The 16,458-nt window shown below is 69.8% G+C and carries 14 protein-coding genes; 3 read left to right on the top strand and 11 right to left on the bottom strand.

The window, feature by feature from the left end:
- Position 1: 1 nt before the first annotated feature.
- The 3 genes from ACLJOO_RS17100 to ACLJOO_RS17090 form a co-directional block, all read right to left on the bottom strand.
- Positions 2-991, bottom strand: coding sequence for a beta-ketoacyl-ACP synthase III (locus ACLJOO_RS17100; RefSeq protein WP_410788148.1), 990 nt, complete (start codon positions 989-991; stop codon positions 2-4).
- Entirely contained in the window at positions 988-2,181 is a 1,194-nt protein-coding gene (locus ACLJOO_RS17095) for an acyltransferase domain-containing protein (protein ID WP_410788147.1), read from the bottom strand. The genes ACLJOO_RS17100 and ACLJOO_RS17095 overlap by 4 nt, the downstream gene beginning before the upstream one ends.
- 78 nt (positions 2,182-2,259) lie before the next feature.
- Positions 2,260-3,474, bottom strand: coding sequence for a PucR family transcriptional regulator (locus ACLJOO_RS17090; protein ID WP_410788146.1), 1,215 nt, complete (start codon positions 3,472-3,474; stop codon positions 2,260-2,262).
- Positions 3,475-3,614: 140 nt separating this feature from the next.
- On the opposite strand from ACLJOO_RS17090, the gene ACLJOO_RS17085 reads away from it, so the two are divergent.
- Together ACLJOO_RS17085 and ACLJOO_RS17080 are read left to right on the top strand one after the other, a co-directional pair.
- Positions 3,615-4,658 (top strand): PHP domain-containing protein, encoded by a 1,044-nt coding sequence (locus ACLJOO_RS17085; RefSeq protein WP_410788145.1) that lies wholly within the window; start codon positions 3,615-3,617, stop codon positions 4,656-4,658.
- Positions 4,655-5,662 (top strand): pirin family protein, encoded by a 1,008-nt coding sequence (locus ACLJOO_RS17080; RefSeq protein WP_410788144.1) that lies wholly within the window; start codon positions 4,655-4,657, stop codon positions 5,660-5,662. The genes ACLJOO_RS17085 and ACLJOO_RS17080 overlap by 4 nt, the downstream gene beginning before the upstream one ends.
- Here the strand turns inward: ACLJOO_RS17080 and ACLJOO_RS17075 are convergent.
- Positions 5,637-6,161: a hypothetical protein gene (locus tag ACLJOO_RS17075; RefSeq protein ID WP_410788143.1), complete on the bottom strand. Its 525-nt coding sequence runs from the start codon at positions 6,159-6,161 to the stop codon at positions 5,637-5,639. The two genes, ACLJOO_RS17080 and ACLJOO_RS17075, sit on opposite strands and share 26 nt — an antisense overlap.
- A 35-nt stretch (positions 6,162-6,196) precedes the next feature.
- Positions 6,197-6,838 (bottom strand): TetR/AcrR family transcriptional regulator, encoded by a 642-nt coding sequence (locus tag ACLJOO_RS17070; protein ID WP_410788142.1) that lies wholly within the window; start codon positions 6,836-6,838, stop codon positions 6,197-6,199.
- Between the two features lie 50 nt (positions 6,839-6,888).
- Between ACLJOO_RS17070 and ACLJOO_RS17065 the strand changes: the two genes are divergently transcribed.
- A complete protein-coding gene (locus ACLJOO_RS17065) occupies positions 6,889-8,385 on the top strand; it encodes an FAD-dependent monooxygenase (protein ID WP_410788141.1) in 1,497 nt (498 codons plus the stop codon).
- On the opposite strand, the gene ACLJOO_RS17060 is transcribed toward ACLJOO_RS17065, so the two are convergent.
- The 6 genes from ACLJOO_RS17060 to aceE form a co-directional block, all read right to left on the bottom strand.
- Positions 8,370-10,007 (bottom strand): LuxR C-terminal-related transcriptional regulator, encoded by a 1,638-nt coding sequence (locus tag ACLJOO_RS17060; RefSeq protein ID WP_410788140.1) that lies wholly within the window; start codon positions 10,005-10,007, stop codon positions 8,370-8,372. The genes ACLJOO_RS17065 and ACLJOO_RS17060 overlap by 16 nt on opposite strands.
- Before the next feature lie 33 nt (positions 10,008-10,040).
- Positions 10,041-11,126 (bottom strand): flavin-containing monooxygenase, encoded by a 1,086-nt coding sequence (locus ACLJOO_RS17055; protein WP_410788139.1) that lies wholly within the window; start codon positions 11,124-11,126, stop codon positions 10,041-10,043.
- Entirely contained in the window at positions 11,123-11,431 is a 309-nt protein-coding gene (locus ACLJOO_RS17050) for a hypothetical protein (protein WP_410788138.1), read from the bottom strand. Before ACLJOO_RS17050 ends, ACLJOO_RS17055 begins: the two co-directional genes overlap by 4 nt.
- A 69-nt stretch (positions 11,432-11,500) precedes the next feature.
- Positions 11,501-12,973: a peptide MFS transporter gene (locus tag ACLJOO_RS17045; RefSeq protein WP_410788137.1), complete on the bottom strand. Its 1,473-nt coding sequence runs from the start codon at positions 12,971-12,973 to the stop codon at positions 11,501-11,503.
- A gap of 35 nt (positions 12,974-13,008) precedes the next feature.
- Entirely contained in the window at positions 13,009-13,530 is a 522-nt protein-coding gene (locus tag ACLJOO_RS17040; RefSeq protein WP_410788136.1) for a GNAT family N-acetyltransferase, read from the bottom strand.
- A 91-nt stretch (positions 13,531-13,621) separates the two neighbouring features.
- Entirely contained in the window at positions 13,622-16,351 is a 2,730-nt protein-coding gene (aceE, locus tag ACLJOO_RS17035; protein WP_410788684.1) for a pyruvate dehydrogenase (acetyl-transferring), homodimeric type, read from the bottom strand.
- Between the last annotated feature and the right edge of the window lie 107 nt (positions 16,352-16,458).

Here is a 16,458-nt window from a genome sequence, read left to right as displayed (position 1 = left end):
CTCATGGCAGGCGGATGACCTGGGCGGCGTACACCAGCCCGGCTCCGAAGCCGATGATCAGGGCGAGGTCGCCGCTCTTGGCTTCGCCGGCCTCGCGCATCGCGGTGATCGCGAGCGGGATCGACGCGGCCGAGGTGTTGCCCTGGCGCTCGATGTCGCGGGCGATCTTGACGTGCTCGGGCAGCTTCAGCGTGCGGCGCATCGCGTCGGTGATCCGCATGTTCGCCTGGTGCGGGACGAACAGGTCGAGCTGCTCGGCCTTCACACCGGCCACGTCCAGCGCCTGCTGCGCGGCCTTGGCCATCTCGAACGACGCCCAGCGGAACACCGGGTTGCCGTCCATCGTGAGGTGCGGCCAGTTGTGGTTGCCGTGCACCTCCACCCACGACTCTTTCTGGCTGATCACCTGGTGCTGCGTGCCGTCCGAGCCCCACACCACCGGGCCGATGCCCGGTTCGTCGGTCGGTCCCACGATCGCGGCGCCGGCGCCGTCGGCGAAGATGAACGCCGTACCGCGGTCGGTGCGGTCGGTGATGTCGCTGAGCCGCTCGACCCCGATCGCCAGCACGTACTTCGCGCTGCCGCCGCGGACCAGGTCATTGGCCATCGCGACGCCGTAGCAGAAGCCCGCGCAGGCCGCCGAGATGTCGAACGCGGCCGCGGTCGGGGCGCCCACCTCGACCGCGATCCGGGTCGCGATCGCGGGCGTCTGGTACAGGTGCGTGACGGTCGCGACGATCACACAGCCGATCTCGGACGGGTCGATGCCGGAGTCGGCGAGCGCCTCCTTGGCCGCGTTCACCGACATCATCAGGACGGTCTCGTCCTCGCTCGCCCAGCGGCGTTCCTTGATCCCGGAGCGGGTCTGGATCCATTCGTCGCTGGAGTCGATCTGCTGGAGGATCTCGGCGTTCGGCACCACCCGCCGCGGCCGGTACGAGCCGATGCCGAGAATCCCGGCGTACTGCGAGCCTGTCGATGCGGTGATCATGCGTTGCTCCCAGCGGGGTGCAGGCGGACCAGGGGCTGACCGGGGGCGACCGGGTCGCCTTCCTCGACGAGCCACTCGACCACGATGCCGCCGTGCGGCGCGGTCACGTCGACCTCGTCCCGCAGGCTCGCCACCTTCGCGACGACCTCACCGGCCTCGACGGTCGCCCCGGTCTCCCGGAGTACGTCGACCTTGCGGGTGAAGGTGCCCTTGATCGGGGCGACCAGCAGCCGCCAGGTGGGGGAGGCATCGATCTCGGACGGGCTGCCGTGCTTCTCGACGAACGCGCGGGCGTCGTCGAGCTGGTCCGGAGTCTTCAGCGCGAACGTCTCGACACCCTTGAGGGCGCGCCGCGCGATCCCGGTCAGGGTGCCCGCCGGCGGCAGCTCCAGGATGCCGGTCACCTCGAGGTCGGCCATGGTCTGCATGCACAGGTCCCAGCGGACCGGCGAGTTCACCTGGGTGACGAGCCGTCGCAGGACGTCCCGGCCGTCGTGGACGACATGGCCGTCGCGGTTCGAGATCAGGCGGGTCCGCGGGTCGTGGGTGCTGATCGCGGTCGCGTACTTCGCCAGCGTCTGGACGGCCGGCTCCATGTGCCTGGTGTGGAACGCGCCGGCCACCGACAGCGGGATCAGCCGGGCCTTCGCGGGCGGGTCCTCGGCCAGCGCGGCCAGCTCCTCGACGGTGCCTGCGGCAACGATCTGGCCGGGGCCGTTGTCGTTGGCCGGCGTCAGGCCGTGCTCGGCGAGCTTGGCGAGGATCTCGTCGCGGTCGCCGCCCAGCACCGCGGTCATCGAGGTCGGGGTCAGCGCGGACGCGGCGGCCATCGCCTTGCCGCGCTCGCGGACCAGGACCATCGCCTGCTCGGCGCTCAGGACACCGGTGCCGGCCGCGGCGGCGAGCTCACCGACGCTGTGGCCGGCGACCGCGCCGACCTTCGCGAAGGCGTCGGCCGGGTGCGGGAAGACCGCCAGCGCGGCCAGCATGCTGGAGGCGACCAGTAGCGGCTGCGCGATCGCGGTGTCCCGGATCGTGTCGGCGTCGGCTTCGGTGCCGTAGTGGGCGAGGTCGAGACCGGCGACCGCGGAGAGCCAGTTCAACCGGCTCTCGAACACGGGATCCGCCAGCCACGGCTCGAGGAATCCTGGGGTCTGGGCACCCTGACCGGGCGCGACGATGACGAGCACGTGACCACTCTCCCTCACACCTGCCTGTCGTGAGCGGAAAGGCGAACACGAATTCTCCCGGGCCGGTTTGTAGAGATCCTACAAAACGGTGCTTCCGGGCTCGGGATTGAGCAGGCGACCCAAGGTCAGTGCGACACGCAATGTGAAACTGTCGCGGGGATTGAGCGGGTTGTACCCGGTGATGTCCGCCACACGCTTCAGCCGGTACCGGACGGTGTTGGCGTGGATGAACATCGCCCGGGCCGTCGCCTCGATCGACCCGCCGGAGTCCAGGTACGCCGAGACCGTGTCGAGGAGTACCCCATCGCCTACGGCGAGTGGGCCGTAGACCTCGTTCGCGAGCTGCCGGCGCGCGTGGCCGTCTCCGGAGAGTGACCGTTCCGGGAGCAGTTCGTCAGCCGGCACCGGCCGCGGGGCACCCGGCCAGGCCACGGCCGCGCGGAGGCCGGCGACCGCGGCTCGTGCCGAGGTCACGGCAGACATCAGGTCCTTCACGACCGGTCCGACCACGATCGGACCGGGTCCAAACCAGGGCGCGAGTTTTTGTACGATCTCCACAGGTTTGCTCGTACCGCCGAGTACCACCACCAGGCGGTCGCCCTGGACCGCACACAGAGCGTCAGCACCCGCCTCGCGGGCCGCGTGCCGGACCTGATCCGCGACGTTCGAGCCGGCGTCGCGTGCTTCGGTCGGTTCGGCGGCGGGAGCCCGTCCGACCACCACGGCGACCTCGGCGGCCCCCGTCGTACCGGCGGCTCCGGTCCAGCCGAGGGCGGAGGCGCGGGAGCGGACCGACTCGTCGGCCTCGCCGCGGATGACGGAGTCGACGAGGAGCGCTTCCAGGCGGGCGTCCCAGGCGCCGCGCATCTCGGCGGCCTGCGCGTAGACGGTGGCGGCGGCGAACGCGACCTCGCGGGCGTACCGCTGGATGGCCTCGTGGACGATCGGCACGTCGGCGGGCGGCAGCAGGGTGCCGATGGTGTTCTCGATGGTCTCGATCGTCGTCCGCACCAGGTCGACGGTCTGGTGCAGCGAGATCACCCGGGTGAACTCCCGCGGCGCGGAGCCGAAGATCCGGGTCGGCATCGACGAGTGCGCCTCGGGGTCGCGGAACCACTCGACGAACGCCGAGATCCCGGACTGCGCGACGAGCCCGATCCACGACCGATCCTGCGCCGACAGCTTCCCGAACCACGGCAGCTTCTCTTCCATCGCCGCCATCGCGGCCGTGGCAAGCGCGCCGGTCGCTCCTTGCAACCGCTCCGCCCGCGCCAGATGCGCCTTCGTCGCCACGCCCTGACCATAGCTCCCACGCCCACCGTCCGGCGCAAACCCTCCACCTGAGCGGGCATCCCCTCACCGGGAGGGTTGCCTACTGAAAATACGAGGGGGCAACCCTCCAAGTGTGCGGGCGAGCGGGGAAGATGGAGCGTATGACGGACAACGCGGGCGTCGCGGACGCCGTGGCCGCGCTGCGGGCGATCGGGTATTACCTCGAGCGCGATCGGCAGCCGACGCATCGGGTGAAGGCGTACCGGCGGGCGGCCGACACGATCGCGGCGTTGCCGGCCGCCGAGGTACGGGCGCGCCGCCGGGCCGGGACACTGACCGAGCTGCCGGGGATCGGGCCGAAGACCGAGGCCGTGATCGTCGAGGCGATGGACGGCGAGACCCCGGCGTACCTGGTCAAGCTGGAGGGCGCCGCGGGCGAGCTGACCGGCGCGGGGCAGGGCCTGCGCGCCGAACTGAAGGCGGACCTGCATCTGCACTCGGAGTGGTCCGACGGTGGCAGCCCGATCGAGGAGATGGCGCGTACGGCGCATCGCCTGGGCCACTCGTACATGGCGCTCACCGACCACTCGCCGCGGCTGACCGTCGCCAACGGGCTCTCCCGGGAGCGGCGGCTGCAGCAGCTCGAAGTCGTTGCCGAGCTCAACAAGAAGCTGCAGGACGAGCTGGACGGCTTCACGATCCTGAACGGTATCGAGGTCGACATCAACGAGGACGGCTCGCTCGACTGCGATTCCGAGATCCTCGCCCGGCTGGACGTGGTGGTGGCCAGCGTGCACTCGAAGCTGCGGATGGCGTCCGAGCCGATGACCGAGCGGATGGTCCGCGCGGTCGCGAACCCGCACGTGGACGTCCTCGGTCACTGCACCGGCCGGCTGATCACCGGCGCCCGCGGGACCCGTCCCGAGTCGGAGTTCGACGCCGAGGTGGTGTTCGAGGCGTGCCGCCAGTTCGGTACGGCGGTCGAGATCAACTCCCGTCCCGAACGGCTCGACCCGCCCAAGCGGCTGCTCTCGATGGCGGTCGAGATGGACTGTGTGTTCTCGATCGACACCGACGCACACGCGCCCGGCCAGCTCGACTGGCAGGTCTACGGCTGCGAACGCGCCGAGGACTGCGGTGTCACGGCGGACCGCGTCATCAACACTTGGGACCAGCAACAACTCGTGGAATGGACGGCGTCATGAGTGATCTCGAAAAGGACCCGGCCGAGGTCGTCGGGACCGGGGACTGTGAAGGGCCCGCGCTGGAGATGCTCGAGGGCCGGGAGGTTGTGCTGGGGCGGTCCACCACGGTGCGGCGGTTGTTGCCGAACAAGAATCGGCGGATGGTCGGCGCGTGGTGCTTCGTGGATCACTACGGGCCGGACGATCTGACGCAGCGCGTCGACTCGTACGACGTACCGGGGGAGCGGGGCATGCAGGTCCCGCCGCATCCGCACACGAGCCTGCAGACCGTGAGCTGGCTGTTCGAGGGCGAGATCGAGCACCGCGACAGCGTCGGATCGCACGCGTTCGTCCGGCCGGGTGAGCTGAACATCATGACCGCCGGCAACGGCATCGCTCACTCCGAGGTCTCCACCCCGGACGCTCCGCCGCGTCTGCACGGAGCCCAGTTGTGGGTCGCCCTCCCGGACGACGTCCGTACGACGACCCCGCCCGCCTTCAACGCGTACGCCGACCTGCCGCAGCTCGAACTCGACGGCGCGCAGGTCACCGTGATGATCGGGACCGTCGCCGGCGTCACCTCACCCGCCCCGGCGTACACCCCGCTGGTCGGTGCCGACGTCACGATCGAGCCCGGGCGGTCGCTGAGCCTCCCGCTGACCCCGTCCAACGAGTACGCCGTCCTCGTGGTCGACGGATCGCTGACGGTCGGGGAACTGAACCCGGGGTTCGGCGAGATGACCTACCTCGGCGCCGGCCGCGACGCGATCGAGCTCGTTGCCTCGGGCAATGGTGTGCGGTTCCTGCTGCTCGGCGGCGAGCCGTTCGAGGAGGAGCTGGTGATGTGGTGGAACTTCATCGGCCGCTCGCACGAGGACATCGTCGCCGCGCGGGACGCCTGGCAGGCCGCGATCGATGCTGAGGGCAACGATAGGTTCGCCATGGTCCCCGGGTACGACGGCGAACCGCTGCCGGCGCCGCCGCTGCCCGGGACGACGCTCAAACCGCGACCGCGGGCGCGCTGACCCGTCGCCGGTAGTACGCCCAGGTGACGACCAGCAGCGCCGGACCCCAGAGCTGCAGGGGCGCGTAGCACGCGATCATCAGCGCCGCCCACGGCGTGCTGGCGAACGGGATGAAGTCGTTGCTGAAGACGTCGCGGAACCCGTACGTCCAGATCGCCATCAGCGACAGCGATCCCAGGACGGCGGGCACGATCGCGGCGTACGGATGGACCCGCCGGCCGCCGATGAACGGGATCCAGCGCGGCGCGACCTCGCCCCAGCGGCTGACCAGGCCCAGTGCGGTCAGGGCGACGAGTTCGGAGAAGATCGACAGCGAGACGACGTACACCTTGGCGCCGATACCGCCGAGCTGGGCGGGGTTGCCGTTGTCGTCCAGCATGCCCATCGACGAACCGAACACCAGGCCCAGACGCCAGAGCCCGGACGGCAGGGTCAGGAACGGGATCGCATGGGCGAGGACGTAGGCCCAGCGCGGGACGGGACGCTCTGTTGTGCTCACGTTCCGAGCATCCGGCGTGCGGCCCCGGCGCCGCCTCACCCGTCGGAGTGAAGCTGCTCCCTCCGAGGACCGATCCCTTGTTCCAGTACGTCGAACGCGCGGTCGATGACGGCCACCTGATCGCGGCGGACCTGGTCGACGTCGTCGCCGGCCAGGATCCGGCCGACCGGCGTGCGGAAGACTGTGGTGATGGTCGCGGTCAGCAGGTTCGCGACCAGGCGTGCGGAGAACTCGTCGCCGGTCTCTTCGGCCAGCACGCCGGCCAGCATGTCGCCGATCTCGTGTTCCTGTTCGATCATGCGGGCCATCAGGGCGGGACTGGACTGCAGCACGCTCCAGAACCCGTGCACGCCCGCGATCGCGCCGGACAGCGGGTGCCCTGCGGCGAGCAACTCGTGGTGGTAGCGGCGCATCGCGGTGGCCACCGGTTCGCCGGCTGGCCGGTCGCGGACGACGGCCTCGAGCTCACGGAGCCGGTCGAGGTGCCGGTCCAGGTACAGGTCCTCTTTACGCGGGAAGTAGTTGAAGACGGTCATCTTGGACACGCCGGCGGCCTCGGCGATCTCGGCGACCGTCACCGCGTCGAACCCGCGGGTCACGAACAGGCCGGTGGCCACGTCCGCGATCATCCGCCGGGTCGCCTGTTTCTTGCGTTCGCGCAGTCCTTGCTCGGCCATGACGTGAATTGTACTGGACCAAATTTTATACTCGGTCTAAGATTCTCGGCATGGACAACAAGGACGTGGTGATCGCCGGCGGCGGACCGGTCGGACTGATGCTGGCCTGCGAGCTCGCGCTGGCCGGAGTCGACGTACTCGTCGTCGAGCGGCTGCTCGAGATCGACCCGACGATCAAGGCCGGCTCGATCAACGTGCCGACCGCCGAGGCGCTGTACCGGCGCGCGATGCTGCCGGTGCTGCAGGAGCACCAGCGGCTGGCGTACGAGCAGATGACGGCGTTCCGGGGCGGGAATGCGCCGAGCGGTCCGCCGCCGGCCGGGCACTTCGCCGGGATCATGGTCAGCTCCGCCGGGGTGGACTTCGCGGATCCGGACTTCCGTGACGCCGGTCCCGCGGTGTCGGTCATCGCGGTCGGGCAGCAGGCGATCGAGTCCGAGCTGGGTGCCCGGGCTGCCGAGCTCGGTGTCGAGATCCGGCGTGGTGTCGAGGTCACGGGCCTCGACGCCTCCGACGAGGGCGTGACCGTCCGGTTGAGTGAGGGCTCGGTGCGGGCGGGTTGGTTGGTCGGTTGCGATGGCGGCCGCAGTCTGGTGCGCAAGCTCGCCGGTTTCGACTTTCCCGGTACTGAGCCGGCGATCACGGGCCGGCAGGCGATTGTGGAGCTCGAGGGTGCCGAGGGACTGTGGCGCGGCTGGAACTACACCTCGACCGGGCTCTACGCGCACGGTCCGGTCCCGGGTCGGGTGCTGACTGTCGAGTTCGACGGTCCGCCGGAGGATCGCGATGCGCCGATCACCGCGGACGAGATCCAGGGCAGTCTGCGCCGGGTCACAGGCGTCGACGTCACGGTTACTCGCGTGCTCTCGGCGACCAGGTTCACGGACAACGCGCGGCAGGCCACGACGTACCGCATGGGGCGGGTGCTGCTCGCCGGCGACGCGGCCCACGTGCATTCGCCCTTCGGCGGCCAGGGTCTGAACCTCGGGATCGGCGACGCGGTCAACCTCGGCTGGAAGCTGGCCGCGACGATCCAGGGCACTGCACCCGAGGGCCTGCTCGACACCTACACGACCGAACGGCACCCGGTCGGCGAGTGGGTGCTGGACTGGACGCGGGCCCAGATCGCCTTGATGCGCACGGATTTCCGGACTACGGCGTTGCGCAGTGTGGTCAAGGACTTGCTCGAGACGGCGGGCGGTACGACGTACCTTGCGAAGAAGTTGTCCGGTGTTCTGCATCGCTACCCGATCGAGGGCACGCACGAGCTGGTCGGCTCGGGTGCGCCGGACTTCAAGTTCGCGGACGGCACGCGGCTGGGGGAGCACCTGTTCGACGGCAGGCCGCTGCTGCTGGACCTGGCCGACTCGGGGCAGTTGCGCGATGTCGCGTCGGGGCGGGTGCGCGTGCTCACCCCGAAGTACGACGGGGACCTCACCGGCGTACTGATCCGGCCGGACGGGTACGTCGCCTGGGCCGCCGCGGACGGCACCGTGACGGGACTTGAAGAAGCGCTATCGACCTGGGTGACTCAGAGCAGGTCGTGATCGCGGGCGTACGCCGCGGCCGCGGTGCGGGACGGTACGTCGAGCTTCGCGAAGATGTTGGTGAGGTGCCGGGCGACGGTCTTGTCGCTCAGCACCAGCCGCTCCGCGATCTCGGCGTTGCTGTTGCCTACCGCAACCAACCGGAGGACGTCGAGCTCGCGCCCGGTCAGCCCGCCCGCGGTACTGCGGCCGATCAACCGCTCGACGCCCTGCCGGGCCGGTTCGGTGCCGAGCTCGGCGAAACTGCGGCAGGCGGCGGCCAGCTCGGCCGTCGCCGAGTCGTCGTCACCGAGCAACCGGACCGCCCGCCCGACCAGCACCTTCGCGCGCGCCAGCTCGTACGGCGCCCGCAGCTCACCCCACAACCGGGCCGCCGTGCGAGCGTGCGGCAACGCCCGGTCCGGATCGTCCTGCGCCAGCGCCACCAGGGCGAGGCAGTAGGCCGCCGACGCCCGCAACCCGACGCACCCGAACGATTCGGCGATTGTTGACAATTGGACAGCCGCATCGTCTGCATCAGACAACTCGCCACCGGCCAGCAGTACCTCGACCGCACCGGCCAGCAACCGCGACCGATGGACCGGATCACCCGTCTCCGCGAGCAGCCGACGTACGGCGGCAACCGCGCCCGGGACACGCCCGCGCGCAACCATCAGCAACGCCCGCCCAGGCTGCGCCTCGTACCCGAACCCGGCCGCCTCGTCGTACGACGCATCCGCCGCCGTGAAATCGCCCCGGATCCGCAGTACGTCGCCACGCTCGCCCAACGCGAGCCCTGCCGCGACATCCGACCCGGACGCCTCGTACCGCCGGCACGCGTCCTCGAACTCCGCGAGCGCCTCCGGGTACGCCGCATGCAGCCGCAGGATCTGGCCGCGGTGGACTGCGCACTGGCCGGTGAACGGCACGAGGTCCGGTTGACTGTCGCACCAGCGCGTCAGCGCCGCCGTCCACGCGGAGGCCCGCCCGAAGTCGAGGACCTCCTGGCAACCCTCGATCATCGCGCAGTACACGGTACCCGCGAAGATCGGTGACAGCTCACCGGCAGCGACGCCGACCATCGCCTCGTCCATCAGGGCGAGGCCTTCCGGTACGCGGCCGGAGTACAGCAGCAAACGGCCCTTGCACACCAGGCCTTGAGCCAGCAGGTCCGGGTCGCCGTGCCGCCGGGCGATGGCGACGATGTCTTCTCCAACGGCCAGTGCGCCCGGGAAATCCCCGTCGTCCAGGCACCGGAAGAAGTCGTGGATCCGCAGGTAGCCGCGCTCCACGACGTCCTCCGGCTGGTCGACCAGCAACCGCTCGGCGCGGGCCGCCCAGCCGTTGCCGACGGCCCCCTCGCCGCGGCCGTTGAGTACGCGGGCCAGCCAGAACGCGAACCGGATCGCACCGAGCACGTCGCCGGCCTCGATCTGCTGGCGGTAACCGCGCTGCAGCGCCCTGATGCAGGCATCGGTGTCGCCGAGCAGGAACGCGGCGGTGGCCAGCGTTCCCAGCTCGTCCGGACCCAGCGCGGTCGCCCCCTGCTCCCGGTCGACCGCGGTGAGCCGCTCGTACGCGACCGCCCAGTCCCGCCGCTCGAACGCGGACCGGGCCCGTTGCAGATCGTCGACAATCCCCATGTAGACCCCCACCAGCGAGCATGCGCTGCCAGGTCAGGCGGCGGCAAGACTCCGGCCTGCGCCGGTGCGCGCTGCGATCCGCCGGGCGACGTACGCCGCGTCCCGGCCGACCCCGGGGAGGACCATCGAACTGAAGGCGTACTGGAAACACAGCCCGCAGAAGAACAGCCCCGGTGCGTCCGTGGCGACCCCGCGGTACTCGCGCGGCCAGCCGTCCGCGTCGACCACCGGGACCTTGATCCAGTCGAAGACCTGTTTGAACCCGGTCGCCCACACCACGTTCGCCACGTCCAGCACCCGCCCGTCGGCCAGCAGCGGCCGGCCGTCCTGAACGCCGACGACCCGGTCGGCCACCCGCTCGACCCCGCGGGCCAGCAGGTCCGCCCGCTTGACCCGGATCATCGGGCCACCGTGGAACCGCAGGTCCTTCATCGCCGCCTTGCCGATCGGCGACCGGCGGGTGATGACGTGCCGTCCGACGAACAGGAAGATCGGCCAGAACAGCTTCTGCCCCGGCCGCCCCGGCTTGAACGGCATCTGCCCGGGATCGCGGCCGCACAGCACCGTCGAGTGCGTCTCAGCGACCTCGTACGCGACGTCCGTGCCGGAGTGCGAGCCGCCGACGACCAGCACCGGCCCGTCCTTGAGTTGCGCCGGCCGCTGGTACTCCGACGAGTGCAGCTGCCGGATCGCCGGGTCGAGGTCGACCGCGTAGTCCGGGAGGTACGGCGTACGCCCGAAGGTGCCGGTCGCGACGACGACGTTGTCCGCGGTGAGCTCCTCGCGGCCGATGGTGAGGACCCACCGGTCGTCGCGGCGTTCGAGCCGGTCGACCCGGGTGCTGGGCCGGATCGGCAGCTCGAAGTGAGCGGCGTACGACGCGAGGTAGTCGGCCACCTCGTCCTTGCCGGGGTAGTGCCACGGATCGCCCGGGAACGGGAGGCCGGGCAGCCCGTCGTACTTCGCGGGGGAGTACAGCCGCAGGCTGTCCCAGTGCGACCGCCACTGGTCGCCGACAGCGGCGTTGCCGTCGAGGATGGTGAACGGCTCCCCGAGCCGTTGCAGGTGGCGGCCGGTGGACAGCCCGGCCTGGCCGGCGCCGATGATGATGGTGTTCATGTAACAACCTCCCTGACAGGGCGTCCGACGTGGCGCCGGGGAGCGTGGAAGCGCAGCCACCACAGCAACATCAGCGCGGACGTCACGACGTAGAAGCCGTGCAGGAACCAGATCGGTCCCGGCGGCAGGTGCACCACGTAGATGCAGTGGACGGCGTTGCCGACGTTGGCCAGGACCAGGTTGGCCGGGCTGTACGACGCGAGGTCGCGGGTCCGGATCGCCCGGACCACCATCGGCAGGGCGCTCGACGCGAAGAGGATGGTGGACATTGTCCCCGCGAGAAGAGCAACGCTTGCGCCAGTCATGTCACTGACGCTAGGTCTCCCGGACCGCCGTCCGCGTCGGACGGAATGCGCAACTCGCGAACGACGCGACTACGAGGTTTCTCGTACGTCGGTGTGCCGCCGGATCCACGGCGCCAGCGCGAAGACGATGAACGCCACCACGATCGTCACGACCGCGAGACCGCCGAAGTACGCCGTGTCCGACGCGTCCTCGGTCGCCTGCACGAGCTGTGCGGTGATCGCCTGACCTGCGGCTGGGGCGAGGAACCACAGCGCCATCATCTGGCTGAGGAACGCCCGCGGCGCCAGGACTGTCGTCGCGGCCAGGCCGACGGGGGAGAGGAACAGCTCGCCGAGCGTCTGGATCACGTACACGCCGACCAGCCAGAGCGGTGACGCGAGGTTGTCCCCGGCAACCGACGAGGCGAGCGCCATCACCGCGAACGAGATGCCGGCCAGCAGCAGCCCGGTCGCGAACTTCTGCCCGATCGACGGCCCGCGGTCGCCGAGCTTGATCCAGATCACCGCGAACACCGGCGCCAGCACGACGATCGAGAACGGGTTCACCGACTGGAAGAACTCCGGCGAGATCTCCACCCCGAAGAGGTCCAGCTGGGTCCGGCTCGCGGCGAACGTCGTCAGCGTGGTCGCGGCCTGCTCGAAGAGCATGAAGAACAGCATCGCGGCGACGAACAACGGGATGTACGCGCGGACCCGCTGCCGTTCGACCGGTGTGACCAGCGGGCTGCGCAGCAGCATCACGACGTACGCGATCGGCGCCAGGAAGCACACGTACGAGATCGCGTCCACGACCGGCCGCGGACCGACGCCGCCGGACCGCCAGGCCGACCAGGCGAACACCACCGCGAGCAGCGCGAGGACCGCGGCCGAGACCTTGATCATCGTCGGCCGGTCCGCGGCGGTCAGTGGGTTCGGCGGGGCGTCGCCGCGGCCGTGTAGGGTCCGGCGGCCGAGCAGATACGCGACGAGAGCCAGCGTCATACCGACCGCGGCCGCCGCGAACGCGACGTGGAACCCGAACTCGCGGCGCAGGAACCCGACCACGAACGGCGCCGAGAACGACCCGATGTTGATCCCCATGTAGAAGATCGAGAACGCCGAGTCCCGCCGCGCATCGCCTTGCTCGTAGAGCGTGCCGACCATCGTCGACACGTTCGGCTTCAGCAGTCCGGTGCCGAGGGCAACCAGCGCGATCCCGGCGTACGCCGGACCGGTCGACGGCAGCGCCAGACACAGGTGGCCGGCGACGATCACGGAGCCGCCGTACAGGACGGTGCGACGGGCGCCGAACACGCGATCCGCGAACCAGCCGCCGAGCACCGACAGCAGGTACACCGAGGCGCCGTAGATCGACACCACGGCCTGCCCGAGCGACTCATCCAGCCCGAGCCCGTGCGCCTTGTCGGTCAGGTACAGCAGCAGGATCGCGCGCATCCCGTAGTAACTGAACCGCTCCCACAGCTCCGTGGTGAACAGCGTCATCAACCCGCGCGGATGCCCGAAGAATGTCTTCTCGGGGGCGGCCTGCTGCGTCTCGGACATGCTCCGACGGTAGCAATCGGTAGCCGCTCAGCTACTCAGAGGGTGATCCAGTACCGCCGTGTCAGACCCAGCCAGGTCTCGCGAACGTCCTCGAGTACGCCGCCGTTCCGCTCGATCGTCCGCGCCGACGCGACGTTGCCGTCGTCGCACGTGATCAGCACGCGGTCCATCCCGCGCGCTCGGGCCCGCTCGAGCACCGCGCCGAGCGCCCACGTCGCCAGCCCGCGACCACGAGCCGACGGGCGTACGCCGTACCCGATGTGGCCGCCGCCCTCGAGCAGCTTCTCGTTGAGCGCGTGCCGCAGCGTGATCGCACCGAGGTGGGTGCCGCTGTCAACGATCCACCAGTACGTCGCCGGCACCCGCTCCGGCGTGACCGGGATGCTGTCGTCGCTCTGCGCGCGCAGCCGCTGGGTCCACGCGGTGAACTCCTCGACCGTACTGAGGTCGTCGGCTTCCCAGAGCCCGGCACCGTCCTGATGGGTGTCGCCCCATTCGCCGGCCGACTCCATCCAGGAGTCGCGCAGTTCGACAGTCGGCTCGATCAACTCAGGCATGTGCCGAGGGTAGGACCGATGGGCCGTGCAGCCCCAACGAATATGCAACGGGCCGCCCACCCCAGTGGGGTGAGCGGCCCGTTGTTCGGCGTCAGGCGCCGGCGCCCTCTTGCTTCACACCGGCGACCGCGGTCGGGTCGTCGATGCGGTACTTGCGGGCTGCCTCGGCGGCGACCTCCGGCTTCACGTCACCGCGCTTGGCGAGGATCTCCAGCGTGGCCACGACGATCGACTCGGCGTCCACGTGGAAGTGGCGCCGGGCCGCGGCCCGGGTGTCGGCCAGGCCCCAGCCGTCCGTCCCGAGCGACGTGTAGTCGTTCGGCACCCAGCGGGAGATCTGGTCCTGCACCGCGCGCATGAAGTCGCTGACGGCAACGACCGGACCCTTGGTGTCCTTCAGTTGCTCGGTCACGAACGGCACCTGCTCCGGCTCCTCCGGGTGCAGCAGGTTGTGCTGCTCGGCGGCGACGGCGTCCCGGCGCAGTTCGTTCCACGAGGTCACGGACCAGATGTCCGCGGCCACGGAGTACTCCTCGGCGAGGATCTGCTGGGCCTTCCGCACCCACGGCAGCGCGACGCCGGACCCGAGCAGCTGCACCCGCGGTACGTCGTCACCCTCGGCGGTCTGGTACTCGTCGAAGCGGTACATGCCCTTGAGCAGCCCCGCGACGTCGAGGTTCTCCGGCTCGGCGGGCTGTGCCACCGGCTCGTTGTAGACCGTGAGGTAGTAGAAGACGTCCTCGCCGAACGGCTTGTCCTTGTCCAGGCCGTAGCCGTACATCCGGCGCAGACCGTCCTTGACGATGTACGCGACCTCGTAGGCGAAGCCCGGGTCGTAGTGCACCGCCGCCGGGTTGGTGGAGGCGAGCAGCGGCGAGTGACCGTCCGCGTGCTGCAGTCCCTCGCCGGTCAGCGTCGTACGGCCGGCCGTCGCGCCGACCAGGAAGCCCCGGCCGAGCTGGTCGCCGAACGCCCAGAGCGAGTCACCGGTCCGCTGGAACCCGAACATCGAGTAGAAGATGTAGAACGGGATCATCGGCTCGCCGTGCGTCGCGTACGCCGTACCCGCCGCGATCATCGAGCCCATCGCGCCGGCCTCGCTGATGCCCTCGTGCAGCAGCTGGCCCTGCTCGGACTCCTTGTAGGACAGCAGCAGGTTGCGGTCGACCGCCTCGTACTGCTGCCCGTGCGGCGAGTAGATCTTGGCCGTCGGGAACATCGAGTCCATGCCGAACGTGCGGTACTCGTCCGGGGCGATCGGGACGATCCGGGCGCCGATCTCCGGGTCCTTCATCAGGTCCCGGAACAGCCGGACCAGCGCCATCGTCGTCGCGACCGGCGAGTTGTTGCCCTTGGCCAGCGGCTTGTAGACGTCGTCACCAGGCAGCTTGAGCGAGGTCTTCGGCGCCACCCGCCGCTGCGGCAGCGAACCGCCGAGCTGCTTGCGCCGCTCCATCATGTACTGGTACTCCGGCGAGTCGGTGCCGGGGTGGAAGTACGGCGGGTTGTAGGCGTCCTCGAGCGCGGAGTCGTCGATCGGCAGGTACAGCCGGTCCCGGAACGCCTTCAGGTCGTCCGAGGTCAGCTTCTTCATCTGGTGGGTCGCGTTGCGGCCCTCCAGCGCCTCGATCGTCCAGCCCTTGATCGTCTGGGCCAGGATCACGGTCGGCTGCCCGACGTGCTCGTTCGCGCTCTTGAACGCGGCGTACACCTTGCGGTAGTCGTGACCGCCGCGGGGAAGCTTGCGCAGATCCTCGTCGGACAGGTTGCTGACCATCTGCTGGAGCCGCTGGTCGCCGCCGAAGAAATTGTTCCGGATGTACTCACCGGACTCGACCGAGTAGGTCTGGAACTGACCGTCCGGCGTGGTGTTCATCTTGTTCACCAGCGCGCCGTCGTGGTCCTGGGCGAGCAGGTTGTCCCACTCGCGGCCCCAGATCACCTTGACGACGTTCCAGCCGGCGCCGCGGAAGAACGCCTCCAGCTCCTGGATGACCTTGCCGTTGCCGCGGACCGGGCCGTCCAGCTGCTGCAGGTTGCAGTTGATCACGAAGGTGAGGTTGTCGAGCTCCTCGCGCGCGGCCAGGCCGATCGCGCCGAGCGACTCCGGCTCACCCATCTCGCCGTCACCGAGGAACGCCCAGACGTGCTGCTGGCTGGTGTCCTTGATGCCGCGGTGGTGCAGGTACCGGTTGAAGCGCGCCTGGTAGATCGAGTTCAGCGCGGCCAGACCCATCGAGACGGTCGGGAACTCCCAGAAGTCCGGCATCAGCCGCGGGTGCGGGTACGACGACAGGCCCTTGTGCGGGCCGCGCGACACCTCCTGGCGGAAGCCGTCCAGGTCGTCGGTCGTCAGCCGCCCCTCGAGGAAGGCGCGCGCGTACATCCCGGGGGAGGCGTGACCCTGGATGAAGATCTGATCGCCGCCGCCGGGGTGGTCCTTGCCGCGGAAGAAGTGGTTGAAGCCGACCTCGTACAGGCTGGCGGCCGACTGGTAGGTGGCGATGTGACCGCCGACCTCCAGGCCCTTGCGGTTGGCCTTGCTCACCATCACCGCGGCGTTCCACCGGATGAACGCCCGGATCCGCCGCTCGATGTGCTCGTCGCCGGGGAACCAGGGCTCACGCTCGGGCGGGATCGAGTTGATGTAGTCGGTGCTCCGCAGTGCGGGCACGCCGACCTGTCGCTCCCGGGCGCGCTCGATCAGCTTGAGCATCAGGTAGCGCGCTCGCGCCTTGCCCCGTTCGTCCAGGACCGCGTCGAGCGATTCGACCCACTCCCGTGTCTCGTCGGGGTCGATGTCGGGGAGCTGGGTGGGCATCCCCTCGGTGATGATGGCTGGTGGTTCGTGTCCGGAAGCCACGTTGTCCTGCCGTTCTCTCTGGTTGTCTTCACCGCAATCCTGTCACCTGTTCGGTATGCGTTCTA

The organism is Kribbella sp. C-35, assembly GCF_046549195.1.
Classification (GTDB): Bacteria; Actinomycetota; Actinomycetes; order Propionibacteriales; family Kribbellaceae; genus Kribbella.
This window is presented reverse-complemented; position numbering and strand designations above follow the sequence as displayed.

What these genes read in the sequence shown, in the direction of transcription:
- ACLJOO_RS17100 (WP_410788148.1), bottom strand. Translation starts at nt 991, where the DNA reads ATGATCACCGCATCGACAGGCTCGCAGTACGCCGGGATTCTCGGCATC.
- ACLJOO_RS17085 (WP_410788145.1), top strand. Translation starts at nt 3,615, where the DNA reads ATGACGGACAACGCGGGCGTCGCGGACGCCGTGGCCGCGCTGCGGGCG.
- ACLJOO_RS17080 (WP_410788144.1), top strand. Translation starts at nt 4,655, where the DNA reads ATGAGTGATCTCGAAAAGGACCCGGCCGAGGTCGTCGGGACCGGGGAC.
- ACLJOO_RS17070 (WP_410788142.1), bottom strand. Translation starts at nt 6,838, where the DNA reads ATGGCCGAGCAAGGACTGCGCGAACGCAAGAAACAGGCGACCCGGCGG.
- ACLJOO_RS17065 (WP_410788141.1), top strand. Translation starts at nt 6,889, where the DNA reads ATGGACAACAAGGACGTGGTGATCGCCGGCGGCGGACCGGTCGGACTG.
- ACLJOO_RS17060 (WP_410788140.1), bottom strand. Translation starts at nt 10,007, where the DNA reads ATGGGGATTGTCGACGATCTGCAACGGGCCCGGTCCGCGTTCGAGCGG.
- ACLJOO_RS17055 (WP_410788139.1), bottom strand. Translation starts at nt 11,126, where the DNA reads ATGAACACCATCATCATCGGCGCCGGCCAGGCCGGGCTGTCCACCGGC.
- ACLJOO_RS17050 (WP_410788138.1), bottom strand. Translation starts at nt 11,431, where the DNA reads ATGACTGGCGCAAGCGTTGCTCTTCTCGCGGGGACAATGTCCACCATC.
- ACLJOO_RS17045 (WP_410788137.1), bottom strand. Translation starts at nt 12,973, where the DNA reads ATGTCCGAGACGCAGCAGGCCGCCCCCGAGAAGACATTCTTCGGGCAT.
- ACLJOO_RS17040 (WP_410788136.1), bottom strand. Translation starts at nt 13,530, where the DNA reads ATGCCTGAGTTGATCGAGCCGACTGTCGAACTGCGCGACTCCTGGATG.
- aceE (WP_410788684.1), bottom strand. Translation starts at nt 16,351, where the DNA reads ATGCCCACCCAGCTCCCCGACATCGACCCCGACGAGACACGGGAGTGG.